This window comes from Riemerella anatipestifer, from assembly GCF_009670965.2.
In the GTDB taxonomy this organism is placed as follows: Bacteria; Bacteroidota; Bacteroidia; order Flavobacteriales; family Weeksellaceae; genus Riemerella; species Riemerella anatipestifer_B.
This window is the reverse complement of sequence record NZ_CP073239.1, coordinates 685,857-706,857: the sequence shown is the minus strand read 5'-3', so window position 1 is coordinate 706,857 and position 21,001 is coordinate 685,857. Positions and strand designations below refer to the sequence as shown.

Below are 21,001 nucleotides of genomic sequence, written 5' to 3'. Positions count from 1 at the left end.
GAAATAAAATTAGACATGATAAAAATTATTTGTTTTTATTTATTCTAAATAATTATATTTGCCGAAATTTTTAACAATGAAAAAAATTATCATAAGCATTTCGCTAGTGGGAGGTATTCTCTCTAATGCTCAAACTCAGACAAAAGATTCTATAAGAGAAAAAGGTATAGAGGGTGTAGTTATTAAAAGTAAATATTATAAAAACTACACTGCCAAAGATGTGTCAGGTTCGTTAAGATTAGATACCCCACTGTTAGACATTCCGCAGAATATTCAAGTGATTACTTCAGATGCGTTATCAGACCAGCAAGTGTTGGGTATAAGTGATGGCGTTTTGAGAAATATTAGTGGAGCGATGAGGCTAGAACATTGGGGTGATATGTATGCTAGAGTTAATATGAGAGGGGCTAGGGCAGCAGCGTTTATCAATGGGGTTAATGTAACTTCTAATTGGGGACCTTTAGCGGAGGATATGAGCTATGTGGACAGGATAGAGTTTATGAAAGGTCCTGCGGGATTTATGATTTCTAACGGTGAGCCAAGCGGTATTTATAATATAGTAACCAAAAAGCCTATATTCTCTAATAATCCTAAGGGACAATTTACGCTGACTACTGGGAGTTTTAATCTGTACAGGGCAGATGCAGATGTAAATGCTAAACTTTCGGATAAACTAGCCGTGAGAGTGAATACAATGGCACAGAATAGAGGTTCTTTTAGACCTCATGAGTTTAACAATCGTTATGTTATCAACCCTTCTATAACCTATTTGCTTTCTGATAAAACATCTCTTACGGCGGAGTACATTTTTCAAAAGGGCAAAATGTCCGAAGTAGGTTCTGCTTATGTTTTTTCTAAAAAAGGTTTTGCTAAGTATGACAGAGAGAAAACATTAACAGATCCAGGGATTGACCCTACAAGAATAGATGAACATTATTTGAATATCAATCTCCAAAGTCAGCTATCAGATAATTGGAAATTAACCTCTCAAGTTTCTTATATGAGAGATGACCAAATGGGGAGTAGTATTTGGCCTTCTGCTGTAACTGATGATGATAAAGTGGTGAGGAGACTTACCTTTTGGAAGGGATTGAATGAAATGAAATTTGCTCAAGTATTCCTTAATGGAACGGTTCAAACAGGCAATGTAATACATAAAATTCTGACAGGTTTGGATATGGCAGATAAAAAATATATGGCAGATTGGAGTCAGGGTGGAAATTTAGATGATGCCGCTACGCCTTTTGATATTAACAATCCTGTATATGGCAATATTAGTTATCCTGTATATGACCATTCTAAATCTTTAGCCCAAATAGGAAGTAAATTGGGAGAAACCTATTCTGCACTATATTTTCAAGATGAAGTGGGACTATTGGAAGATAAATTGAGGCTGACTTTTGCAGGACGATATACTGATATAAAGCAAAATCAGTACGGGGTAGAGCAAAATGCACAAAGGTTTACGCCAAGAATTGGGATTAGTGCTACGGTATTAGAAAATATGACTTTATACGGATTGTACGACCAGTCGTTCTTACCACAATCGGGAGTGCTTCGCAACGGTGGTAAAGTGGAGCCTATCACAGGTGAAAATATAGAATTAGGGATAAAAAAAGATTGGTTTGGTGGTAAGTGGAATTCTACACTTTCCATTTACAAGATTACCAAAAATAATGAGTTGGTATCAGATCCTAATAATAGTCCTTCAGAAAGATTTTCTATTGTTAAAGGGCAGGGCGTAGCCAAAGGATTAGAATTTGATGTTAAAGGAGAACTTTTTAAAGGTATGAATGCCATCATCAATTACGCATGGACAGATAATGAAGTAACCCAATCTAATGTGCCTAGCCTAAAAGTAGGAGATAAAGTAGCAGGATATGCTAAACATACCTTTAATACTTGGTTAAATTATGCATTTCAAGATGGTGTTTTACGAGGTTTTGGAGCATCGTTGGGGTTTACTTTTATGGGAGGTAGAACCACTTGGAGCTGGTCGGATAATCAAGGAGAGGCTCAGTTAGGAGATTATCGTAAATGGGACGCAGGTATTTTCTGGGGAAATAAAAATGTAAAAATTACACTCAATGCCTTTAATATATCTGATGAGTATTTGTATAGTGGAGCTTATTATGGTTGGGGAGGTTACTATTATTATCAGGCGGAAGCTCCTAGAAACTATAGGCTATCTCTGAGTTATAAATTTTAAAAAATAGTTTTTCATATCAATATCCTTTTTGGGAAAGGTTAGCGAGGTTATTATCGTTAGCTTTTCCTTTTTAAACTTTAAGAATGAAAAAAGCATCTAAAAACACCTTCAAAAAAATTATAGGAAAACTGCATTTGTGGCTGGGATTATCGGTTGGGATGGTTGTATTTATTGTATCCATCACTGGGGCTATTTATGTATTTAAAGATGAAATAGAGAACTTGCTAAGAAAAGAAGTTATCCATCATAACGAGAAAAACATTGAACACAAAACAACGCTTTCTTTGTCTGTATTAGAACAGAGGGTAAACGAACAAACCAAAGAACCTTACCCTATCCATTGGACAGAAATACCATTAGACAAGACCAAGTCGTATAAGTTCAACTATTATGAAAAAAATCCGAAGGCTTGGCATTATTTTGATGAGTTGGTGGTCTATAAAACGGCTTATGTTAATCCGTTTACGGGAGAGGTTTTAAAGGTTTACGATGAGAAATACAGTTTCTTTAATATCGTTAAATTTATCCATTGGAGTTTTCTTCTAAAATCAGATTGGGGAACTTATGTAGTAGGGATTCCGGTCTTGATATTTATTTTTATGCTGATATCGGGGATTATACTCTGGTGGCCCAAAAACAAAAAAGCAAGAAAGCAACGCATTTGGTTCCAGTGGAAAAACATAAAATCGTGGCGAAGAAAAAACTATGATTTACACTCTATTTTAGGATTTTATTCCTCTTTGGTGGCTCTCATTATTGCAGTTACGGGTGTGTTTTATTCTTTCTTTTTTGTACAAGCGTTAATTTATGTTGTATTTTCGGGAGGCGAAACGGAGTATCCTTATTTTGCAGAATATAAAACCGTAGCACCTAAGGAAATGAGAAACGAACATACTTTGGACAAAATGGCACAGCAAGTGGAGGCGTTATTTCCTAATGCGTATGTTTATAGTTTAGATTTCGGACACGAACACATGGACGACCATGAGCATGAAAATTTTTCGGTTTTTGTGAAAGAACTTTCATATTCTTACCATAAAAATCACTCAGTAATTTTTGATGAAAATTCAGGAGAGTTACTAAAAGTACATCGTCATAGTGATAAAAACTTGGGAGAAAAGGTCATTGCTGCTAATTATGATATTCATGTAGGAGCTATATTTGGTATCTGGAGTAAGATATTGGCTTTTGTTGTTAGTCTTGTTTGTGCTTCTCTACCAATTACGGGCTTTCTAGTTTGGTGGGGGAGGAATAAGAAAAAAAATGCTAAACAGAACGCCAATTAATTCTAAATTCAACCCTACTTAGAAATATAAATTCTAGGTAGGGTTGAATGTTTTTTATATTAAATATGTATCGTCTTTTTGAGAATTTCTTTGAATTTTCAATACCTTTTTATAACATCTCTCACGGCATCTTTACCACCATAAATAGGGAAATGTAACCTGCAGGAGCCTTTACTTAAAATCTTTAGCAAATTCATATAATTCTGAAAAAATAACCCCAATGCCATAAGCCCCTGCATCTGGATAGCCAATACTTCTATCTCCCACGGTTCCCGCTCTTCCTAGATTTGCTGCAAAACCTTTTGTTTTTTCAGCACCTTCTTTTGCGGCATCGGCAGAAAGTTTCATGGCAGTTATTAAATCTATGTTTTTTTCTGCAGAATCTTTTAGGCTATCAGCCGCAGGAACTAAGGCATCTATCAATGTCTTATCTCCCACTTTTGCTCCTCTCCCAAAAGATCTCTCACCTGTTTCTTGTATGCCAATGACTGCTGCTTGTAATAATTCAGCCAGTTCGCTAACGCCTATTTCTTGTTTGTCGATAGAGGCTTTTCCTGCATATCTAAAAGCGTTGCCCCAAAGAGGTCCAGAAGCCCCTCCGCAGTACTCCATAATTATTTCAGAGCAGCTCATTAAAAATTCCCCTATATTTCCTTTTTTTCTGGTATCCCAATCTTTTTTTAATTGTTTAAATCCCTTTGCTATACTCATACCAAAATCTCCATCACCATTTCTGTCGGCCTCACAAAAATCTACCTCATGAGTGATAATAATATCAGCCATTTTGTCTATAAGTTTCACCATACCAGGTGTGTTAATGATATTATTGATGACTGGTGTTCCCTCCACCTGATAGAGTATCTCTTTATTTTTTTCTTCTTCCAAAGAGGGAGCGCTTTTTTGAATGGTATCTTTGTTTTTAGGTAGTGCGTTGCCCAAGACTTTGGCGAGTCCTTCAATAGCATCTACACATGACTTTTCATAATTTGACATTTGATTGCCCCAGTTTAAGGCTGGAGTAGATACAGGAGCCTCTAATAAATCTAATAACTCTTGATCTAGTCGTAAAAGAGATATTGATGCACCTGCCATATCAATAGAAGTCATATAGTTTCCTACCATTGTTTTATGAATGCTGATGCCTTTTTTCTCTAATACATTGGTTACAGAGTTATTAAATAAATATAATTCTTGTAATGGTGTGCCTCCAAAACCATTGACTAAAAGAACAATTTGTTCTTCTTTTTCTAGCTTCAAGTCTTCTATTATATCAGGAATTATTCTTTCAGCTAGTTCATTAGCACTTAAAATTTTCTCACGTTTTCTCCCTGGTTCACCATGTATGCCTACGCCAAACTCCATTTCATCATTACCTAACTCAAAGGTTGGTGTTCCTGCTGCTGGAACAGTACAAGAGGTTAAAGCAAAACCAAAACTTCTCACATTATCTGCCACTTTTTGGGCTACTCTTTTAACCTCTTTAAGGTTAGCACCTTGTTCTGCTTTAGCACCTGCTATTTTATGAACTAATACTGTCCCTGCGACACCTCTTCTTCCCACAGTGTATAAACTGTCTTTTACTGCAATGTCATCAGCTACATAAACGGCCTCTACTTCTATTCCCTCATCTTTTGCAAGGCTTGCGGCATCATTAAAATTCATTAAATCCCCTGAGTAGTTTTTAACAATCATAAGAGTACCTTTCTTAGATTGTGTTAATTTTAGTGCATTAAAGACCTGTATTTGAGAAGGTGATGCAAAAATGTCCCCACATACAGCAGCATCTAACATACCATTACCTACAAAACCAGCGTGGGCAGGTTCATGTCCTGAGCCTCCTCCAGAAATCAAGGTTACTTTTTCTTGATTGATTTCTTTTTTCTTTATGATTTTATACTTTTCTACAAACTCTAGTTCAGGGTGAGCTTTTGCCATACCTTGGCACATTTCTACTACAAACGATTCTGGTGTGTTAATAATTTTTTTCATAGAAATAAAATTTATGATTAATAAATTATAGTTATATGTCTTTAATGTAACTCTTTTAGGTCTCGTCTAAAATTAAATATATTTTAGCTGATAACTTTAAAGCTTTTTATACATTCATGTTTCAAAAGGTAATTTTTATATTGAACGAGTATCGTCTTCTTGCCAATCTCCTTGAGTTTTTAATACTTGCTCTATAACGTCTCTTACCGCACCTTTGCCGCCATAAACAGGCGAAATATAATCTGCAATAGCTTTCACTTCTGGCACCGCATTCGGTGGGCAAGTACTTATAGCGGAAGCCTTCATCATTTCTATATCAGGTAAATCGTCCCCCATGGTTAAAACTTCCTCGTCTTTTAAATTATGTTTGATTTTGAAATCTTCATAATCTATTATTTTTTTTGAGGCTTTAGGGTAATAATCTACGATGCCTAGATAATGCAAGCGATGTTTTACCATAGGGTCGTCTCCGCCTGTAATGATGCCTATTTTGTATCCTTTTTTTACAGCTTTTACTACCGCATAGCCATCAAGAACATTCATTGTACGGCACATGCTACCGTCGGGCATTAGATAGACGCTACCGTCAGTAAAAACGCCATCTACATCAAATACAAATGCCTTTATTTTACTTAAATTTTGTTTATAACTCATACATTTTTTTTATAGATTGGTTCATTAAATTGTATATCTCTAATTGAGTTTCATCTGTTATCAATTGCTTGTGAAGTTCTAAAACTCTAGTATCATTTCTTACCGCAGGACCCGTTTGGGCTTTCTTCGGGTCTAGGTAATAGATTTTGTCCATAGTCTCCTCTATAAGAGGAATGAAGTAATTGAACGGAATATTTTGGCTGTCAGCTATCTCTTTTGCTCTAGCATAGAGGTGGTTAACGAAGTTGCATGCAAATACGGCGGTGAGGTGTATGTATTTTCTTTTCTCATAATCTGCTTCTTGCACTCTTGGGGAAATTCTGAGAGCTAAATTTTTCAGAATATCTAAATCTTGAATGTTTTCAGCCTCTATAAAAAACGGAATTTCTGTGTAATCTAGGACTTTGTTTTTAGAAAAAGTTTGCAATGGATAAAAGCACCCCTTTCTGTAATTTCCTTCTAATACATCTTTAGGCATAGAGCCAGAAGTGTGTACTACCAATGTATTTTCATCTTTAATGATTTGTGAAACTTCCGCTATAACATCATCTTTTACACATATGATGTATAGGTCGGCATTTTGTAGAGCATTGGTGGAATAGGGAGTTTTTGTGGTTTCAGACATGAGTTTTAAGGCTTCCTCGTTTCGTCCAAATAGTTGAGAAACCTTTATGTTTGCTTCATGAAAAGCATTGTTGAGGTGGAACGCCACATTGCCAGAACCTATAATTACTATTTCCATTCAACAAATATAAGGATTTCTAAAAACATTATAAAAGGTGAGATTTAGTAATCAAATTACATGTCAGAATAAATGATTTTTTTGAACTTTAAGCGGAGTTTTTGCGATGAGGTAAATCTTTTATAATAAATAAATTAAGGATGGGATAAAAATTTAACTTATTGTTTGTCAGTAAAAAAAATCTTTGTATATTTGCACACTCAATTTTTGGGAAAAGTATGTCTTTTTCTCATTGGTAAATATTGAGTTTTTGATTTAAGTAATTGAAATTTAATTAAATAATAACAATTTTAATTTTTAATAATGTCAGGTATTATTGGAAAAAAAATCGGAATGACTTCATTGTTTGACGAGTCTGGGAAAAATATTCCTTGTACTGTTATTCAAGCGGGTCCATGTTCGGTTTTACAGGTCAGAACCGTAGAAAAAGATGGCTATGTAGGCTATCAGTTAGGTTTCGATGACAAGAGTGAGAAGAATGTCGGTAAGGCATTGGCTGGTCATTTTAAAAAGGCTGGTTCGACTCCTAAAGCTAAATTACACGAATTCCACCATGGATTCGATAATTTGCAAGTAGGAGATGAGGTAACTGTTAAATTATTCTCAGAAGGAGAGTATGTAGATGTTACAGGTACTTCTAAAGGTAAAGGATTTCAAGGGGTAGTTAAAAGACATGGTTTCGGCGGTGTAATGCAGGCTACTCACGGGCAGCACAACAGATTGAGAGCTCCAGGTTCTATTGGTGCGGGTTCAGACCCATCAAGAGTATTCAAGGGTTTAAGAATGGCTGGTAGAATGGGAGGTAAGCAGGTAACTGTTCAGAACCTTCAGGTGTTAAAAGTAGATGAAGAACAAAATCTTTTAGTGGTAAAAGGTGCTGTTCCGGGAGCTAAAAATTCTTATGTAATTATCAGAAGATGGAACTAGTAGTATTAAATATTCAAGGGAAAGAAACCGGGAGAAAAGTGTCTTTAGATGAGGCTATCTTCGGAATAGAGCCAAATCAGCACGCGGTTTACTTAGAGATAAAGCAGTATCTTGCTGCACAGCGTCAAGGAACTCATAAGGCTAAGGAAAGAAGCGAAATTACAGCTTCTACTAAAAAGCTTAAGAAGCAAAAAGGTTCTGGTTCTGCTAGATACGGAGATATCAAGTCTCCTGTATTCAAAGGTGGAGGTAGAGTTTTTGGTCCTAAGCCAAGAGATTATAGATTTAAGTTAAATAAAGCACTTAAGAGATTAGCTAAAAAATCTGTTCTTTCTCAAAAAATGAGAGACAACAGTGTTAAGGTATTAGAAGATTTTTCTTTTGAAACTCCTAAAACTAAAGAGTTTATCAATGTGGTAAATGCATTAGGATTAGAAGGTAAGAAGTCTTTATTTGTACTAGGAGAAGCTAACAAGAATGTGTACTTGTCTTCAAGAAATTTACCTAAGGCTAAAGTAATGAATTTCAATGAAATTTCTTCTTATGACTTAGTAAATGCTGGAGAGGTTGTATTCTTAGAAGGTGCAGTAGAAAAGTTTCAAGAAAATTTAAGAAAATAAATCATGTCAGTAATCATAAAACCAATTATTTCGGAAAAGGCTTCTAATTTGTCTGATTTGAGAGGCGTTTACAGTTTCTTAGTAGATACTAAAGCGAATAAAATCCAAATCAAACAAGCGGTAGAAGAAGCTTATGGTGTAAAGGTAGCAGATGTAAGAACAATGATTTATGCTCCTAAAGTTTCTGCTAAGTACACTAAAAAAGGGCTTCAAGTTGGAAAAACCAACAAATTGAAAAAAGCAATGGTTCAGCTTGTAGAAGGTGAATTTATTGATGTATTTGCAACTAATTAATAATTTATAAATAATAGTAATGTCTGTTAGAAAATTAAAACCTATCACCCCAGGACAGAGATTCAGAATTGTAAACAATTTTGAAGAGATTACTACCAACAAACCTGAGAAAAGCCTTACTGTAGGTCTTTCAAAGAAAGGCGGTCGTAACAATACTGGTAAGATGACCATGCGTTACACTGGAGGTGGACACAAAAGAAAGTACAGAATTATTGACTTCAAAAGAAACAAATTTGATGTTAAGGCAACTGTAAAAACTGTGGAATACGATCCAAACAGAACTGCGTTCATCGCTTTGTTAGAGTATGCTGATGGAGAAAAGAGATACATGATTGCTCCTAACGGTATCAAAGTAGGGCAAACTGTAGTTTCTGGACAAACAGCTACTCCTGATGTAGGTAATGCAATGAAATTAAAGGATATTCCTCTAGGTACTGTTATCTCTTGTATAGAGCTTAGACCTGGACAAGGAGCTATCTTAGCAAGAAGTGCAGGTTCTTCTGCACAACTTACTTCTAGAGATGGTAAGTTTGCTATCGTTAAATTGCCTTCAGGAGAATCTAGAATGATTCTAGTAGAATGTATGGCTATGATTGGTTCTGTGTCTAACTCAGACCATCAGCTTACTGTATCTGGTAAAGCAGGTAGAAGCAGATGGTTAGGTAGAAGACCAAGAACTAGAGCTGTAGCAATGAACCCAGTAGATCACCCAATGGGTGGTGGTGAAGGTAGATCTTCAGGAGGTCACCCTAGATCTAGAAACGGTAAACCAGCTAAAGGTTACAAGACTAGAAAGAAAAATAAAGTGTCTAACCGTTACATCGTATCCAAAAGAAAATAATTATGGCAAGATCACTTAAAAAAGGACCTTTCATTCACCATTCATTAGAGAAGAAGGTTCAAGCGAATATAGAATCAGGAAAGAAAACGGTAATTAAAACATGGTCTAGAGCATCTATGATTTCTCCAGACATGGTGGGTCAAACTATAGCAGTACATAATGGTAAGTCTTTCATACCTGTTTATGTAACTGAAAATATGGTAGGACATAAGTTAGGTGAATTTTCTCCAACGAGATCTTTTAGAGGTCACTCAGGTAATAAAAATAAAGGTAGCAGATAATCATTATGGGAAAAAGAAAACAAGATAGTGCAATAGCACGTAAAGCAGCAAATCAAGATGTGGTAAAAGCCCGTCTCAATGATTGCCCTTCTTCTCCAAGAAAAATGAGACTCGTTGCTGATATCATTAGAGGAGAAAATGTAGATAAAGCTCTATATATCCTTAGATATTCTAAAAAAGAGGCTTCTAATAAATTAGAAAAACTTCTTCTTTCTGCAATTGCTAACTGGCAAAACAAAAACGAAGGAGCTGATATAGAAGAAGCTAATCTTTTCATTAAGGAAATATATGTAGATAGTGCAAGACAATTGAAAAGATTGCGTCCTGCGCCACAAGGTAGAGGTTACAGAATTAGAAAAAGATCTAACCATGTAACATTAGTATTAGGTTCAAAAACAGATAATCAATAATCAAGATATGGGACAGAAAACAAATCCAATTGGTAATAGACTAGGTATCATCAGAGGATGGGATTCTAACTGGTTTGGAGGAAACGATTATGGAGACAGAATCGCAGAAGACTACAAAATCAGAAGATATCTTGAGGCAAGATTATCTAAAGGTGGTATTTCAAGAATTTATATTGATAGAACCCTTAAGTTAGTTACTGTAACTATCACTACTGCTAGACCAGGACTTATCATCGGTAAAGGTGGTCAGGAAGTAGATAAACTAAAAGAAGAGTTAAAGAAACTTACTGGTAAAGATGTTCAAATCAATATCTTTGAAATTAAAAGACCTGAGTTAGATGCTGTATTAGTAGCAGATAGCGTAGCTAAGCAAATTGAAAACAGAATTTCTTACAGAAGAGCTGTTAAGATGGCTATCGCGGGAGCTATGAGAATGGGAGCAGAGGGAATTAAAATCCAAATTTCAGGAAGATTAAACGGTGCTGAAATGGCAAGAAGTGAGTCTTTCAAAGAAGGAAGAATTCCGTTATCTACTTTCAGAGCTGATATAGATTACCATATCGCAGAAGCACACACTACTTATGGTAGATTGGGCGTTAAGGTATGGATAATGAAAGGAGAAGTATATGGTAAGAGGGAGCTTTCTCCATTAGTAGGTACTCAGAAAAAATCTTCTGGTAATAAAAGAAGAGAAAGAAAATAATTTAATTAGAGTTAGAAGATAGAAATTAGAAATTAGATCTTCCGTTACAAGAGCTGAATTTAATTTTTTTCAATCTAACATCTAACATCTAACATCTAATATATAAAATTATGTTACAACCAAGAAGAACCAAATTCCGTAAGGTTCATAAAATGAAAATGAAAGGCAATGCCAACAGAGGACATAGGCTTGCTTACGGAACATTCGGTATTAAAGCTACAGAAGGTGCTTGGATTACTGCAAGACAAATAGAGGCAGCTCGTATCGCTGCAACTAGATATATGAAGAGAGAAGGACAGCTGTGGATTAAAATATTCCCAGATAAACCAGTTACTAAAAAACCTGCAGAGGTGCGTATGGGTAAAGGTAAGGGTGCTGTAGAATATTGGGTAGCTGTAGTGAAGCCAGGTAAAATTATGTTTGAAGTAGGAGGTGTTCCTTACGAAGTAGCTAAAGAAGCTTTAAGACTTGCAGCTCAGAAACTTCCTGTAGTTACTAAGTTTGTAGTAGCAAACGATTTTGTTAAACCTCAATAAATCTTTTAGAAATGAAAAAAGCTGAAATTAAAAATCTAAGCGTAGAGGATTTAAAAAGTAAATTGGTAGAAGTGAAAGCTACTTATGGGAAACTTAAATTAGCTCACAGAATTAGCCCAATTGAAAATCCTATCCAAATCAGAGATTTGAGGAAGACTATCGCAAGACTTGAAACTGAACTAACTAACAAACAATAAGAATTTCATTTTATTATGGAAAGAAATTTAAGAAAAGAAAGAATCGGAGTAGTTTCGAGCAATAAAATGGAAAAGACCATTGTTGTTAGTGAGACTATGAAAATGAAGCACCCAATGTACGGTAAGTTCGTTTTGAAAACGAAAAAATATACCGCACACGATGAAAACAACGAGTGTAATGAAGGCGATACTGTTCTTATCCAAGAAACAAGACCTTTGAGCAAAAATAAAAGATGGAGATTAGTAAGAATCATAGAAAGAGCTAAGTAATGTTACAAACAGAATCAAGATTAAAAGTAGCTGATAATACTGGTGCTAAAGAAGTATTAGTAATCAGAGTTTTGGGAGGTACCAAAAGAAGATATGCATCTGTGGGTGATAAAATCGTAGTGACTATCAAAGATTCTACTCCTACAGGAAATGCTAAAAAAGGACAAGTATCTAAAGCAGTAGTAGTGAGAACTAAAAAAGCAGTTAGAAGAAAAGATGGATCTTACATCTCTTTTGATGATAATGCTTGCGTTCTTTTAAATGCTGCTGGAGAGATGAGAGGAACTCGTGTTTTCGGACCAGTTGCTCGTGAATTAAGAGATAAGGAATATATGAAGATTATTTCATTAGCTCCTGAAGTACTTTAATTTTAAAAATTTTAAAACAATGACAAAAGTTAAAATTAAAAGAGGTGATAATGTTATCGTTACCACTGGAAAAAATAAAGGAAGCAAAGGAGAAGTTCTTGAGGTAATCAGAAAAGAAGGTAAAGATCCTAGAGTGGTAGTAGCAGGTGTAAATATTGTTAAAAAACATACTAAACCTTCAGCTGCAAACCCTCAAGGTGGTATCGTAGAGAAAGAAGCTTCTCTCCATATATCTAATGTAGCTTTGATGGATGAAAACGGAAAAGCTACTAGAGTGGGATATAAAATGGAAGGAGATAAGAAAGTAAGAGTAGCTAAAACTACTGGTAAAACTTTATAATAAAGAACGATGGAATATATAGCAAGACCTAAAAAATTATATAAAGAGAAAATTGTTCCTGCAATGATGGAAGAGTTTGGGTATAAGTCTGTAATGCAAGTACCTAAATTAGAGAAAATCGTTGTATCCCAAGGTTTAGGAGCTGCTACTGCGGATAAAAAAATCGTAGATTATGCAGTGGAAGAATTAACGGCAATTACCGGACAAAAAGCTGTAGGTACTCTTTCTAAGAAAGATGAAGCTTCTTTCAAACTAAGAAAAGGTATGCCTATTGGTGCAAAGGTAACGCTAAGAGCAGATAAAATGTACGAGTTTTTAGATAGACTTACATCTTCTGCTCTACCTAGAATTAGAGATTTTAACGGAATCAAAGCTGATGGTTTTGACGGTAGAGGGAACTATAACTTAGGTATTACTGAGCAAATTATCTTCCCCGAGATTGTTATTGATAAAGTGAAAAAAATCCAAGGTATGGATATCACTTTCGTAACAAGTGCTAGAACAGATAAAGAGGCTAAAGCCTTATTAACTCATTTCGGTTTACCATTTAAAAAGAACTAAGAAGAATGGCTAAAGAATCAATGAAAGCGCGTGAGCGCAAAAGAGAAGCACTAGTTGCTAAATATGCTGCTAAAAGAAAAGCTCTAAAAGAAGCTGGAGATTATGAAGCATTACAAAAATTACCTAAAAATGCTTCGCCAGTAAGATTGCACAACCGTTGCAAGCTTACAGGAAGACCTAGAGGATACATGAGAACTTTCGGTATCTCTAGAGTAACTTTTAGAGAAATGGCTAACCAAGGTTTAATACCTGGAGTTAAAAAAGCAAGTTGGTAATAATTTTTAACAAATCAAGATAATTAAGTTTGAGGGCTTTGAAGATATTTAGCTTTTGCCTTTAACTTTAAAGCCTTCAAATACTGATTATCATAAACCAATAATTTTAAAAAACGAAAAATGGTAACAGATCCAATTTCAGATTTCCTAACTAGAGTAAGGAACGCACAAAGCGCAGGCCACAAAGTGGTGGAAATTCCTGCATCGAAAATCAAAAAGGAGATTACTAAAATCTTATTTGATCAAGGTTATATCTTGAACTACAAGTTTGAAGACAATGCAGTTCAAGGAACTATTAAAATCGCTTTAAAGTACGATAAACAAACTGGTAAACCAGCAATTAAGTCTATCCAAAGAGCTTCTAGACCTGGTTTAAGACAGTACAAAGGTTCTGCAGAACTTCCAAGAGTACTTAATGGCTTAGGTGTAGCTATTATATCTACTTCTAAAGGAGTAATGACTGACAAAAAAGCGAGATTAGAGAAAGTAGGTGGAGAGGTAATCTGCTATGTATATTAATTTTTAATAAAAGGAAAATGTCAAGAATTGGTAAAGCAATTATAACAATTCCTTCTGGAGTTACTGTCACTGAGAAAGACGGTGTGGTAACTGTAAAAGGTCCTAAAGGAGAACTTACTCAGGAACTTACAGGGGGTATTACTATAGAACAAAATGACGGTGTACTTACAGTAAACAGACCGTCTGAGTCTAAACAACATAGAGCTCTACACGGGCTTTATAGAGCATTAATCAACAACATGGTAGTCGGAACTTCTGAAGGTTTTACTAAGAAGTTAGAGCTTGTGGGAGTTGGTTATAGAGCATCTAATCAAGGACAAAGATTAGAATTAGCTCTTGGTTTCTCTCATGGTATAGTACTAGAGCTTCCTTCTGAAGTTCAGGTAGAGACTGTAACAGAAAAAGGTAAGAACCCTATCATTACTTTATCATCTTATGATAAGCAATTATTGGGTATGGTAGCTGCAAAAATTAGATCTTTCAGAAAACCTGAGCCATACAAAGGTAAAGGGGTTAGATTTGTAGGAGAACAAATTAGAAGAAAGGCTGGTAAATCTGCTTAAAATTTAAGAAAATGGCACTAAGTAAAGAACAGAAAAGATTAAGAATAAAGAGAAGAGTTAGAGGAAAAGTTTCCGGAACTCAAGCAGCACCAAGATTATCTGTATTCAAAAGTAATAAAGAAATCTATGCTCAACTTATTGATGATAAAGAAGGTAAAACTTTAGTACAAGCTTCTTCAAGAGAGAAAGGCTTTGATACTAAAGGAACAAAAGTGGAAATTTCAACAGCCGTTGGTAAAGCTATCGCGCAGAAAGCTATTGCTGCAGGGTATGAGAAAGTAGTATTTGATAGAAATGGTTTTGTGTATCACGGTAGAGTAAAAGCTCTTGCTGATGGTGCTAGAGAGGGAGGTTTGAAATTTTAAAAGTTAAAAAATTATGTTAGGATTAGATAATATAGAAAGAGTAAAACCTGGAGGTTTAGAGTTAGTAGATCGTTTAGTGGCTGTTAATAGAGTTACTAAGGTTACTAAAGGAGGTAGAGCTTTCGGCTTCTCAGCAATCGTAGTGGTAGGAAATGAAGATGGTGTGATAGGTTACGGACTAGGGAAATCTAAAGAGGTGGCTTCTGCAATTTCTAAAGCAGTAGAAGATGCTAAGAAAAACTTAGTAAAAGTTCCTGTTGTAAACCATACAATTCCGCACGAAACTACAGCTAGATATGGTGGAGCTAATATCTTCTTGAGACCTGCTTCTCACGGTACAGGGCTTATCGCAGGTGGTGCGGTAAGAGCTGTGTTAGAATCAGCTGGTGTACACGACATTCTTTCAAAGTCAAAAGGTTCTTCTAACCCACACAATGTGGTAAAGGCAACTTTCAAAGCTTTGTTAGATATCAGAAGACCAGAAGAAATCGCAAGAATGAGAGGTGTAACATTGAGTAAAGTATTTAACGGTTAATTTTGAAAAAATGGCAACAATTAAAGTAAAACAAGTAAGAAGTGCTATTGGTAGAACTAAAACCCAAAAGAGAACCCTTGAAGCTTTAGGTCTTAGAAAGTTACATCAAGTAGTAGAGCACGAGGCTACACCTGCTATATTAGGTATGGTAGCTGCTGTACAGCACTTAGTAGAAGTTCAAAAATAGAAATTTAGATAATAAACAGGAGGTTTTGTGATTGAATGAGACCTCCTAGTTTTGAATCTTCAATCTTAAATTTAAAACAAATGAATTTAAATAACATAAAACCAGCTAAAGGTTCTACACATAATTCTAAAAGAATTGGTAGAGGACAAGGAAGTGGAAAAGGAGGTACCTCTACAAAAGGACATAAAGGACAAAAGTCTCGTTCTGGATACTCTATGAAAATAGGATTTGAAGGAGGACAAATGCCTTTACAAAGAAGACTTCCTAAATTTGGATTTAACAACATTAGCAGAAAAGACTACAGAGGTATCAATTTAGATACTATCCAAACTCTTATAGATGCTAAAGGAATCAAAGGTGATATCACTAAAGAGGTTTTAGTGGAAAATGGTTTGGCTTCTAAGAATGATTTAATCAAAATCATGGGAAGAGGAGAGCTTAAATCTGCAGTGTCTATCTCTGCAAATAAGTTTACTAAATCTGCAGAAGAACTAATCAATAAAGCAGGAGGTAAAGTAGTTACCCTTTAATTTTTACAATGAAAGAATTTATACAAACACTTAAAAACATTTGGAGCCTTAAAGAGCTAAAGGATAAAATTCTTTTTACTTTAGGGATGATATTGGTGTATAGATTCGCATCCTATATATCTCTACCAGCTATCAACATGACAGAGGTGGGAACTCTTTTAGAGCAATACCAAAATCAAGGTGGTAGTAAACAGGGAGCGGGATTATTAGACTTACTATCGTCATTTACTGGAGGTGCGTTTAGCCGTGCTTCCATTATGGCGTTAGGTATTATGCCTTATATCTCGGCTTCTATTATTGTTCAGCTGATGGGGATGGCTATTCCGTATTTACAGAAATTACAGAAAGATGGTGAATCGGGTAGAAATACTCTTAACCAAATTACGCGTTGGTTAACAATAGCGGTATGTTTGGTTCAAGCACCGTCTTATTTGGGTTCTATCACGGGGCTATTCTTACCTTACTCTCAGTTTGCATCAGCGTACTATGTAGATCCTTCTTCTATTATGTTTTGGTTGCCTAGTATTGTAATTTTAGTTGCAGGTTCTGTATTTGCAATGTGGTTAGGAGAGAAAATTACAGATAAAGGTATAGGTAATGGTATATCAATACTAATTATGGTAGGGATTTTAGCCGATTTACCTATGGCTTTTATACAAGAGGTAACGGCTCAAACAGGTAAAGGAGGTATGGGGACTATCATGATATTGATAGAAATCTTATTCTGGTTAGTTGTGATTCTATTGGCTATTGTACTTTCTGTTGCGGTAAGAAAAATACCTATTCAGTATGTAAGTAGAGCTCAAGCAAGAGGAGGAAATACAAGAAACCTTATGCAGGGAGCAAGGCAGTGGATTCCATTAAAAGTTAATGCTTCTGGAGTAATGCCAATTATCTTTGCGCAAGCATTGATGTTTGTACCAGGGCTTTTAACTAAAGTAGATGAAACAAACACTTTCCTAGCTGGATTTAAAAATGTATTTAGCTGGCAATACAACTTATTGTTTGCTATACTTATCATTATCTTCTCATTCTTCTATACAGCTATTACAATTCCAGTAAATCAGATGGCTGATGACCTTAAAAGAAATGGAGGTTTAATTCCAAAGGTAAGACCTGGACAAGAGACTGCAGATTACTTAGATGATATTTTATCTAAAATTACTTTGCCAGGTGCAATTTTTTTAGCTATCTTTGCAGTCCTTCCAGCTTTAGTGTATGGAAGTTTGGTTCAAACAGATAGATTTGCTCTATTTTTTGGTGGTACCTCACTACTTATTATGGTGGGAGTTATCCTAGATACAGTACAGCAAATCAATACCTATTTGTTGAATCATCATTATGATGGGTTAATGCAGTCTAAGTTGTCTAGAACATCTAACCAATAGGAAAGAAGTATTATGGCTAAACAGAAACATATAGAACAAGATGGCGTGATAGTGGAAGCACTATCTAACGCCATGTTTAGAGTAGAGCTAGAAAATGGGCATGTTTTGATAGCTCATATTTCTGGTAAAATGAGGATGCATTATATAAAACTTCTTCCAGGTGATAAGGTTAAATTGGAGCTTTCTCCGTATGACTTATCTAAAGGAAGAATTACATTTAGATATTAATTTAAGAGCTTATATAGCTAGAGGCTATAGCATAAAGAAAACATTATGAAAGTAAGAGCATCAATTAAGAAGAGAAGTGCAGACTGCAAAATCGTAAGAAGAAAAGGCAGATTGTACATTATTAACAAAAAGAACCCTAAATTTAAACAAAGACAAGGCTAATTTAGCAAAATTAAATTATGGCGAGAATTGCAGGTATTGATTTACCAAAAAACAAAAGAGGCGTGATAGGGCTTACCTATATCTACGGAATTGGAAAAAGCACCGCGTCAGAAATTTTGAAGAACGCTGGAATCAGCGAAGACAAGAAAGTCAATGAATGGAATGACGATGAATTGGCTGCAATCAGAAATTACATCTCTGAAAACATTAAAGTAGAAGGAGAGTTGCGTTCTGAAGTGCAATTGAACATCAAGAGATTGATGGACATAGGATGCCAACGAGGAATACGTCACAGACTGGGATTACCTTTAAGAGGCCAAAGAACGAAAAACAATTCTAGAACCCGTAAAGGAAAAAGAAAAACTGTTGCTAACAAGAAGAAGGCAAGTAAATAATCGTTAGAATTATGGCAAAACAAACTAAAGTAACTAAAAAGAGAAAAGTAAAAGTTGAAGCGATTGGCGAGGCTCATATCCAAGCCACTTTCAATAATATCATTATTTCTTTAACTAACAAAAACGGCGAAGTAATCTCTTGGTCTTCTGCTGGTAAAATGGGTTTTAGAGGTTCTAAGAAAAATACTCCTTTCGCTGCACAAATGGCTGCAGAAAACTGCGCTCAGGTAGCTCACGAAGCTGGTCTTAGAAGAGTTAAAGTTTTTGTAAAAGGACCAGGTGCAGGTAGAGAGTCTGCTATAAGAACTATTCACAACTCTGGAATAGAGGTAAGTGAAATCGTTGATGTGACTCCTATGCCACACAACGGATGTAGACCACCGAAAAGAAGAAGAGTATAACCCGAAATTTTAAAAAATAATGGCAAGATATATTGGACCTAAAACAAAGATTGCTAGAAAGTTTGGTGCAGCAATCTATGGAGATGATAAAAACTTCGAGAAGAGAAGAAACCAGCCACCAGGACAGCATGGGCCTAACAAAAGGAGAGGTGCTAAAAAGTCTGAATACGCAGTACAGTTAGCTGAAAAACAAAAAGCTAAATATACTTATGGTATTTTAGAAAGACAGTTCTCTAACTTGTTTAAAAAAGCACACGCTAGCAAAGGAGTAACTGGTGAAGTTCTTCTTCAACTTTGTGAATCTAGATTAGATAACGTAGTTTATAGATTAGGATTTGCTAAAACTAGAGCTGCTGCAAGACAGTTAGTATCTCATAGACATATCACTGTGAATGGAGAGGTAGTAAACATACCTTCTTACTCTTTAAAATCAGGTGATAAAGTAGCTGTAAGACAAAAGTCTAAATCTCTTGAGGTAATAGAGGCTGCTCTTTCTGCAAAAGCTAATTATGACTGGTTACAGTTCAATGATGAAACTAAGGAAGGAACTTTCGTAGGAGTACCTGAGAGAATCCAAATTCCTGAAGACATCAAGGAACAGCTAATCGTCGAACTATACTCTAAATAATCATCAAATTTTTGCTCAACCCAAAACTATGGCAATTTTAAATTTTATAAAACCCGATAAAGTAATCCTACTTAACTCCACAGAGTTTCAAGGTCAGTTTGAATTTAGACCTTTGGAGCCAGGTTATGGATTAACTGTCGGTCATGCTTTAAGAAGAGTATTGCTCTCTTCTTTAGAAGGTTATGCTATTACATCTATCAAAATAGAAGGCGTAGAGCACGAATTTTCCACCATTCCAGGAGTTATAGAAGATGTAACAGAAATTATTTTAAACTTAAAACAGCTTCGCTTAAAGGCTAAGTCTGAGAATGCTCCGTCTGAGCAAGTTACAGCTAAAATAGCTAACTTAGAACAGCTTACAGCAGGAGATTTAGGTAAATTTATTTCTGGTTTTGAAGTTTTAAATCCTGAATTGGTGATTTGTAATCTTACAAAAGATGTAAATTTAGAAATGAATTTTAGCATCAATAAAGGTAGAGGTTATGTTCCTTCAGAACAAAATAAATCAAATAATGCTCCTATCGGTACTATTGCTATTGACTCTATTTATACTCCAATAAAAAAGGTTAAGTACAGCGTAGAAAACTATCGTGTAGAGCAGAAAACGGATTATGAAAAATTAATTCTAGATATAGAAACTGACGGTTCTATCTCTCCTCAGAATGCTTTAATAGAAGCTTCTAAAATCCTTATATACCACTTCATGTTGTTCTCTGATGAGAGAATTACATTGGAAACGGAAGCGGTAAAGGCATCTATTCAGTATGATGAAGAAACATTACACACTAGACAATTACTTAAGTCTAAACTAGCAGAGATGGACCTTTCTGTTAGGGCTCTTAACTGCTTGAAAGCAGCTGAAGTAGAGACTCTAGGTGAACTAGTTTCTTATAGTAAATCTGATTTGATGAAATTTAGAAACTTCGGAAAGAAATCATTAACCGAACTTGAAGAGCTTGTTCATTCTAAGGGACTTAACTTCGGTTTTGATGTAAGTAAATATAAGTTAGACGCTGATAAATAATCCTTAAAATGAGACACGGAAAAAAATTCAATCATTTAGGTAGAACTGCTTCTCATAGAAAAGCTATGCTTTCTAATATGGCTTGTTCCCTAATTGAACATAAAAGAATAAATACTACAGTAGCTAAAGCTAAGGCTTTGAGAGTATATGTAGAGCCTATCCTTACTAAATCTAAAGAAGATACTACACATAACAGAAGAGTAGTTTTCTCTTATTTACAAAATAAATATGCTGTTAGTGAGCTTTTTAGAACTATAGCTCCTAAAATTGCAGAGAGAAACGGTGGTTATTGTAGAATCATTAAAACTGGATTTAGACAAGGAGATTCTGCTGATATGGCAATGATAGAGCTTGTAGATTTCAATGAGCTTTACAATCCTAACGAAGTAGAAAAGAAAACGACTAGAAGAAGTCGTAGAAAGGCTGCTCCTGCTACTAAAAAAGAAGAGGTAGCTGCTCAAGAAGAAGCTCCTGCAGCTAATGATGAGAAAGTAGAAGAATAAAGATTTATTCATCTAAGATAAAAAAACGCTTCCAATTTTTGGAAGCGTTTTTTTTGTTACTATATTTTTA

At 35.2% G+C, this 21,001-nt stretch carries 33 protein-coding genes; 30 read left to right on the top strand and 3 right to left on the bottom strand.

Features of this window, described 5'->3' with window-relative positions; translation table 11 throughout:
- Window positions 1–76 precede the first annotated feature (76 nt).
- Window positions 77–2,209: a TonB-dependent siderophore receptor gene (locus D1J36_RS03290; protein WP_154137781.1), complete on the top strand. Its 2,133-nt coding sequence runs from the start codon at window positions 77–79 to the stop codon at window positions 2,207–2,209.
- 83 nt (window positions 2,210–2,292) lie between these two features.
- On the top strand, window positions 2,293–3,495 hold the full coding sequence (locus D1J36_RS03285; protein WP_154137782.1) for a PepSY-associated TM helix domain-containing protein: 1,203 nt from the start codon (window positions 2,293–2,295) through the stop codon (window positions 3,493–3,495).
- 171 nt (window positions 3,496–3,666) lie between these two features.
- Here the strand turns inward: D1J36_RS03285 and dhaK are convergent, their stop codons facing one another.
- From dhaK to D1J36_RS03270, 3 genes are all read right to left on the bottom strand, one after another.
- Complete coding sequence (gene dhaK / locus D1J36_RS03280; protein WP_154137783.1) at window positions 3,667–5,484, bottom strand: dihydroxyacetone kinase subunit DhaK; 1,818 nt, start codon at window positions 5,482–5,484, stop codon at window positions 3,667–3,669.
- Window positions 5,485–5,619: 135 nt separating this feature from the next.
- On the bottom strand, window positions 5,620–6,138 hold the full coding sequence (locus D1J36_RS03275; RefSeq protein WP_154137784.1) for a KdsC family phosphatase: 519 nt from the start codon (window positions 6,136–6,138) through the stop codon (window positions 5,620–5,622).
- The gene (locus D1J36_RS03270; RefSeq protein ID WP_154137785.1) at window positions 6,128–6,880 is read right to left on the bottom strand and encodes a Rossmann-like and DUF2520 domain-containing protein; all 753 of its coding nucleotides are present in this window, start codon (window positions 6,878–6,880) and stop codon (window positions 6,128–6,130) included. Before D1J36_RS03270 ends, D1J36_RS03275 begins: the two co-directional genes overlap by 11 nt.
- 303 nt (window positions 6,881–7,183) lie before the next feature.
- Here D1J36_RS03270 and rplC point away from each other — a divergent pair, with 303 nt between their 5' ends.
- The 28 genes from rplC to rplQ all read left to right on the top strand — a co-directional run bounded on the left by rplC (window position 7,184) and on the right by rplQ (window position 20,931).
- Window positions 7,184–7,807, top strand: coding sequence for a 50S ribosomal protein L3 (gene rplC, locus D1J36_RS03265; RefSeq protein WP_004917312.1), 624 nt, complete (start codon window positions 7,184–7,186; stop codon window positions 7,805–7,807).
- A complete protein-coding gene (gene rplD, locus D1J36_RS03260; RefSeq protein WP_064970424.1) occupies window positions 7,798–8,427 on the top strand; it encodes a 50S ribosomal protein L4 in 630 nt (209 codons plus the stop codon). Before rplC ends, rplD begins: the two co-directional genes overlap by 10 nt.
- Window positions 8,428–8,430: 3 nt before the next feature.
- On the top strand, window positions 8,431–8,721 hold the full coding sequence (rplW, locus tag D1J36_RS03255) for a 50S ribosomal protein L23 (RefSeq protein WP_004917317.1): 291 nt from the start codon (window positions 8,431–8,433) through the stop codon (window positions 8,719–8,721).
- A gap of 19 nt (window positions 8,722–8,740) precedes the next feature.
- A complete protein-coding gene (gene rplB / locus D1J36_RS03250; protein ID WP_004917319.1) occupies window positions 8,741–9,562 on the top strand; it encodes a 50S ribosomal protein L2 in 822 nt (273 codons plus the stop codon).
- A 2-nt stretch (window positions 9,563–9,564) separates the two neighbouring features.
- A complete protein-coding gene (gene rpsS / locus D1J36_RS03245; protein ID WP_004917321.1) occupies window positions 9,565–9,843 on the top strand; it encodes a 30S ribosomal protein S19 in 279 nt (92 codons plus the stop codon).
- 5 nt (window positions 9,844–9,848) lie between these two features.
- Complete coding sequence (rplV, locus tag D1J36_RS03240; protein WP_014937948.1) at window positions 9,849–10,253, top strand: 50S ribosomal protein L22; 405 nt, start codon at window positions 9,849–9,851, stop codon at window positions 10,251–10,253.
- 7 nt (window positions 10,254–10,260) lie between these two features.
- Window positions 10,261–10,956, top strand: coding sequence for a 30S ribosomal protein S3 (gene rpsC / locus D1J36_RS03235; protein WP_004917324.1), 696 nt, complete (start codon window positions 10,261–10,263; stop codon window positions 10,954–10,956).
- A 110-nt stretch (window positions 10,957–11,066) separates the two neighbouring features.
- Complete coding sequence (gene rplP / locus D1J36_RS03230) at window positions 11,067–11,492, top strand: 50S ribosomal protein L16 (protein WP_004917326.1); 426 nt, start codon at window positions 11,067–11,069, stop codon at window positions 11,490–11,492.
- Between the two features lie 11 nt (window positions 11,493–11,503).
- The gene (gene rpmC, locus D1J36_RS03225) at window positions 11,504–11,689 is read left to right on the top strand and encodes a 50S ribosomal protein L29 (RefSeq protein ID WP_004917328.1); all 186 of its coding nucleotides are present in this window, start codon (window positions 11,504–11,506) and stop codon (window positions 11,687–11,689) included.
- 15 nt (window positions 11,690–11,704) lie between these two features.
- Window positions 11,705–11,959, top strand: coding sequence for a 30S ribosomal protein S17 (gene rpsQ / locus D1J36_RS03220; RefSeq protein WP_004917330.1), 255 nt, complete (start codon window positions 11,705–11,707; stop codon window positions 11,957–11,959).
- Window positions 11,959–12,327, top strand: a complete 369-nt coding sequence (gene rplN, locus D1J36_RS03215; RefSeq protein ID WP_004917332.1) for a 50S ribosomal protein L14 — start codon at window positions 11,959–11,961, stop codon at window positions 12,325–12,327. Before rpsQ ends, rplN begins: the two co-directional genes overlap by 1 nt.
- A 19-nt stretch (window positions 12,328–12,346) precedes the next feature.
- The gene (rplX, locus tag D1J36_RS03210) at window positions 12,347–12,667 is read left to right on the top strand and encodes a 50S ribosomal protein L24 (protein ID WP_014937950.1); all 321 of its coding nucleotides are present in this window, start codon (window positions 12,347–12,349) and stop codon (window positions 12,665–12,667) included.
- Between the two features lie 9 nt (window positions 12,668–12,676).
- Window positions 12,677–13,228: a 50S ribosomal protein L5 gene (rplE, locus tag D1J36_RS03205; RefSeq protein WP_004917335.1), complete on the top strand. Its 552-nt coding sequence runs from the start codon at window positions 12,677–12,679 to the stop codon at window positions 13,226–13,228.
- A gap of 5 nt (window positions 13,229–13,233) precedes the next feature.
- Entirely contained in the window at window positions 13,234–13,503 is a 270-nt protein-coding gene (rpsN, locus tag D1J36_RS03200) for a 30S ribosomal protein S14 (RefSeq protein ID WP_004917337.1), read from the top strand.
- Between the two features lie 120 nt (window positions 13,504–13,623).
- The gene (gene rpsH, locus D1J36_RS03195; protein ID WP_004917338.1) at window positions 13,624–14,022 is read left to right on the top strand and encodes a 30S ribosomal protein S8; all 399 of its coding nucleotides are present in this window, start codon (window positions 13,624–13,626) and stop codon (window positions 14,020–14,022) included.
- Window positions 14,023–14,039: 17 nt separating this feature from the next.
- Entirely contained in the window at window positions 14,040–14,585 is a 546-nt protein-coding gene (gene rplF / locus D1J36_RS03190) for a 50S ribosomal protein L6 (protein ID WP_052911413.1), read from the top strand.
- Window positions 14,586–14,596: 11 nt separating this feature from the next.
- Window positions 14,597–14,950 (top strand): 50S ribosomal protein L18, encoded by a 354-nt coding sequence (gene rplR, locus D1J36_RS03185; protein ID WP_052911414.1) that lies wholly within the window; start codon window positions 14,597–14,599, stop codon window positions 14,948–14,950.
- A gap of 13 nt (window positions 14,951–14,963) precedes the next feature.
- Window positions 14,964–15,485, top strand: coding sequence for a 30S ribosomal protein S5 (rpsE, locus tag D1J36_RS03180; RefSeq protein WP_004917344.1), 522 nt, complete (start codon window positions 14,964–14,966; stop codon window positions 15,483–15,485).
- A gap of 10 nt (window positions 15,486–15,495) precedes the next feature.
- On the top strand, window positions 15,496–15,672 hold the full coding sequence (rpmD, locus tag D1J36_RS03175; RefSeq protein WP_004917345.1) for a 50S ribosomal protein L30: 177 nt from the start codon (window positions 15,496–15,498) through the stop codon (window positions 15,670–15,672).
- An 80-nt stretch (window positions 15,673–15,752) separates the two neighbouring features.
- Entirely contained in the window at window positions 15,753–16,202 is a 450-nt protein-coding gene (gene rplO, locus D1J36_RS03170) for a 50S ribosomal protein L15 (protein ID WP_154137786.1), read from the top strand.
- A gap of 8 nt (window positions 16,203–16,210) precedes the next feature.
- Window positions 16,211–17,590 (top strand): preprotein translocase subunit SecY, encoded by a 1,380-nt coding sequence (gene secY / locus D1J36_RS03165; protein ID WP_154137787.1) that lies wholly within the window; start codon window positions 16,211–16,213, stop codon window positions 17,588–17,590.
- A gap of 12 nt (window positions 17,591–17,602) precedes the next feature.
- Window positions 17,603–17,818: a translation initiation factor IF-1 gene (infA, locus tag D1J36_RS03160; RefSeq protein ID WP_004917349.1), complete on the top strand. Its 216-nt coding sequence runs from the start codon at window positions 17,603–17,605 to the stop codon at window positions 17,816–17,818.
- A 45-nt stretch (window positions 17,819–17,863) separates the two neighbouring features.
- The gene (gene ykgO / locus D1J36_RS03155) at window positions 17,864–17,980 is read left to right on the top strand and encodes a type B 50S ribosomal protein L36 (protein WP_004917354.1); all 117 of its coding nucleotides are present in this window, start codon (window positions 17,864–17,866) and stop codon (window positions 17,978–17,980) included.
- A gap of 17 nt (window positions 17,981–17,997) precedes the next feature.
- Window positions 17,998–18,375 carry a 30S ribosomal protein S13 gene (gene rpsM, locus D1J36_RS03150; RefSeq protein WP_004917355.1) on the top strand — a complete coding sequence of 126 codons (378 nt, stop codon included), beginning with the start codon at window positions 17,998–18,000 and terminating at the stop codon, window positions 18,373–18,375.
- An 11-nt stretch (window positions 18,376–18,386) separates the two neighbouring features.
- Entirely contained in the window at window positions 18,387–18,776 is a 390-nt protein-coding gene (rpsK, locus tag D1J36_RS03145; RefSeq protein WP_004917358.1) for a 30S ribosomal protein S11, read from the top strand.
- 19 nt (window positions 18,777–18,795) lie between these two features.
- The gene (gene rpsD / locus D1J36_RS03140) at window positions 18,796–19,404 is read left to right on the top strand and encodes a 30S ribosomal protein S4 (protein WP_154137788.1); all 609 of its coding nucleotides are present in this window, start codon (window positions 18,796–18,798) and stop codon (window positions 19,402–19,404) included.
- Between the two features lie 28 nt (window positions 19,405–19,432).
- The gene (locus D1J36_RS03135; protein WP_004917361.1) at window positions 19,433–20,428 is read left to right on the top strand and encodes a DNA-directed RNA polymerase subunit alpha; all 996 of its coding nucleotides are present in this window, start codon (window positions 19,433–19,435) and stop codon (window positions 20,426–20,428) included.
- An 8-nt stretch (window positions 20,429–20,436) separates the two neighbouring features.
- Window positions 20,437–20,931 (top strand): 50S ribosomal protein L17, encoded by a 495-nt coding sequence (rplQ, locus tag D1J36_RS03130; RefSeq protein ID WP_154137789.1) that lies wholly within the window; start codon window positions 20,437–20,439, stop codon window positions 20,929–20,931.
- Window positions 20,932–21,001 lie beyond the last annotated feature (70 nt).

Coding starts and splice junctions, on each gene's coding strand:
- rplN (WP_004917332.1), top strand. CDS start 11,959: ATGTTACAAACAGAATCAAGATTAAAAGTAGCTGATAATACTGGTGCT.
- rplQ (WP_154137789.1), top strand. CDS start 20,437: ATGAGACACGGAAAAAAATTCAATCATTTAGGTAGAACTGCTTCTCAT.
- dhaK (WP_154137783.1), bottom strand. CDS start 5,484: ATGAAAAAAATTATTAACACACCAGAATCGTTTGTAGTAGAAATGTGC.
- rplE (WP_004917335.1), top strand. CDS start 12,677: ATGGAATATATAGCAAGACCTAAAAAATTATATAAAGAGAAAATTGTT.
- rpsN (WP_004917337.1), top strand. CDS start 13,234: ATGGCTAAAGAATCAATGAAAGCGCGTGAGCGCAAAAGAGAAGCACTA.
- ykgO (WP_004917354.1), top strand. CDS start 17,864: ATGAAAGTAAGAGCATCAATTAAGAAGAGAAGTGCAGACTGCAAAATC.
- D1J36_RS03275 (WP_154137784.1), bottom strand. CDS start 6,138: ATGAGTTATAAACAAAATTTAAGTAAAATAAAGGCATTTGTATTTGAT.
- rplP (WP_004917326.1), top strand. CDS start 11,067: ATGTTACAACCAAGAAGAACCAAATTCCGTAAGGTTCATAAAATGAAA.
- D1J36_RS03285 (WP_154137782.1), top strand. CDS start 2,293: ATGAAAAAAGCATCTAAAAACACCTTCAAAAAAATTATAGGAAAACTG.
- D1J36_RS03135 (WP_004917361.1), top strand. CDS start 19,433: ATGGCAATTTTAAATTTTATAAAACCCGATAAAGTAATCCTACTTAAC.
- rpsE (WP_004917344.1), top strand. CDS start 14,964: ATGTTAGGATTAGATAATATAGAAAGAGTAAAACCTGGAGGTTTAGAG.
- D1J36_RS03290 (WP_154137781.1), top strand. CDS start 77: ATGAAAAAAATTATCATAAGCATTTCGCTAGTGGGAGGTATTCTCTCT.
- rplB (WP_004917319.1), top strand. CDS start 8,741: ATGTCTGTTAGAAAATTAAAACCTATCACCCCAGGACAGAGATTCAGA.
- rpmD (WP_004917345.1), top strand. CDS start 15,496: ATGGCAACAATTAAAGTAAAACAAGTAAGAAGTGCTATTGGTAGAACT.
- rplR (WP_052911414.1), top strand. CDS start 14,597: ATGGCACTAAGTAAAGAACAGAAAAGATTAAGAATAAAGAGAAGAGTT.
- rpsD (WP_154137788.1), top strand. CDS start 18,796: ATGGCAAGATATATTGGACCTAAAACAAAGATTGCTAGAAAGTTTGGT.
- rplO (WP_154137786.1), top strand. CDS start 15,753: ATGAATTTAAATAACATAAAACCAGCTAAAGGTTCTACACATAATTCT.
- rpsS (WP_004917321.1), top strand. CDS start 9,565: ATGGCAAGATCACTTAAAAAAGGACCTTTCATTCACCATTCATTAGAG.
- rplD (WP_064970424.1), top strand. CDS start 7,798: ATGGAACTAGTAGTATTAAATATTCAAGGGAAAGAAACCGGGAGAAAA.
- rpsC (WP_004917324.1), top strand. CDS start 10,261: ATGGGACAGAAAACAAATCCAATTGGTAATAGACTAGGTATCATCAGA.
- secY (WP_154137787.1), top strand. CDS start 16,211: ATGAAAGAATTTATACAAACACTTAAAAACATTTGGAGCCTTAAAGAG.
- rplW (WP_004917317.1), top strand. CDS start 8,431: ATGTCAGTAATCATAAAACCAATTATTTCGGAAAAGGCTTCTAATTTG.
- rplF (WP_052911413.1), top strand. CDS start 14,040: ATGTCAAGAATTGGTAAAGCAATTATAACAATTCCTTCTGGAGTTACT.
- rpsK (WP_004917358.1), top strand. CDS start 18,387: ATGGCAAAACAAACTAAAGTAACTAAAAAGAGAAAAGTAAAAGTTGAA.
- rpsM (WP_004917355.1), top strand. CDS start 17,998: ATGGCGAGAATTGCAGGTATTGATTTACCAAAAAACAAAAGAGGCGTG.
- rpmC (WP_004917328.1), top strand. CDS start 11,504: ATGAAAAAAGCTGAAATTAAAAATCTAAGCGTAGAGGATTTAAAAAGT.
- infA (WP_004917349.1), top strand. CDS start 17,603: ATGGCTAAACAGAAACATATAGAACAAGATGGCGTGATAGTGGAAGCA.
- D1J36_RS03270 (WP_154137785.1), bottom strand. CDS start 6,880: ATGGAAATAGTAATTATAGGTTCTGGCAATGTGGCGTTCCACCTCAAC.
- rpsQ (WP_004917330.1), top strand. CDS start 11,705: ATGGAAAGAAATTTAAGAAAAGAAAGAATCGGAGTAGTTTCGAGCAAT.
- rplX (WP_014937950.1), top strand. CDS start 12,347: ATGACAAAAGTTAAAATTAAAAGAGGTGATAATGTTATCGTTACCACT.
- rplV (WP_014937948.1), top strand. CDS start 9,849: ATGGGAAAAAGAAAACAAGATAGTGCAATAGCACGTAAAGCAGCAAAT.
- rpsH (WP_004917338.1), top strand. CDS start 13,624: ATGGTAACAGATCCAATTTCAGATTTCCTAACTAGAGTAAGGAACGCA.
- rplC (WP_004917312.1), top strand. CDS start 7,184: ATGTCAGGTATTATTGGAAAAAAAATCGGAATGACTTCATTGTTTGAC.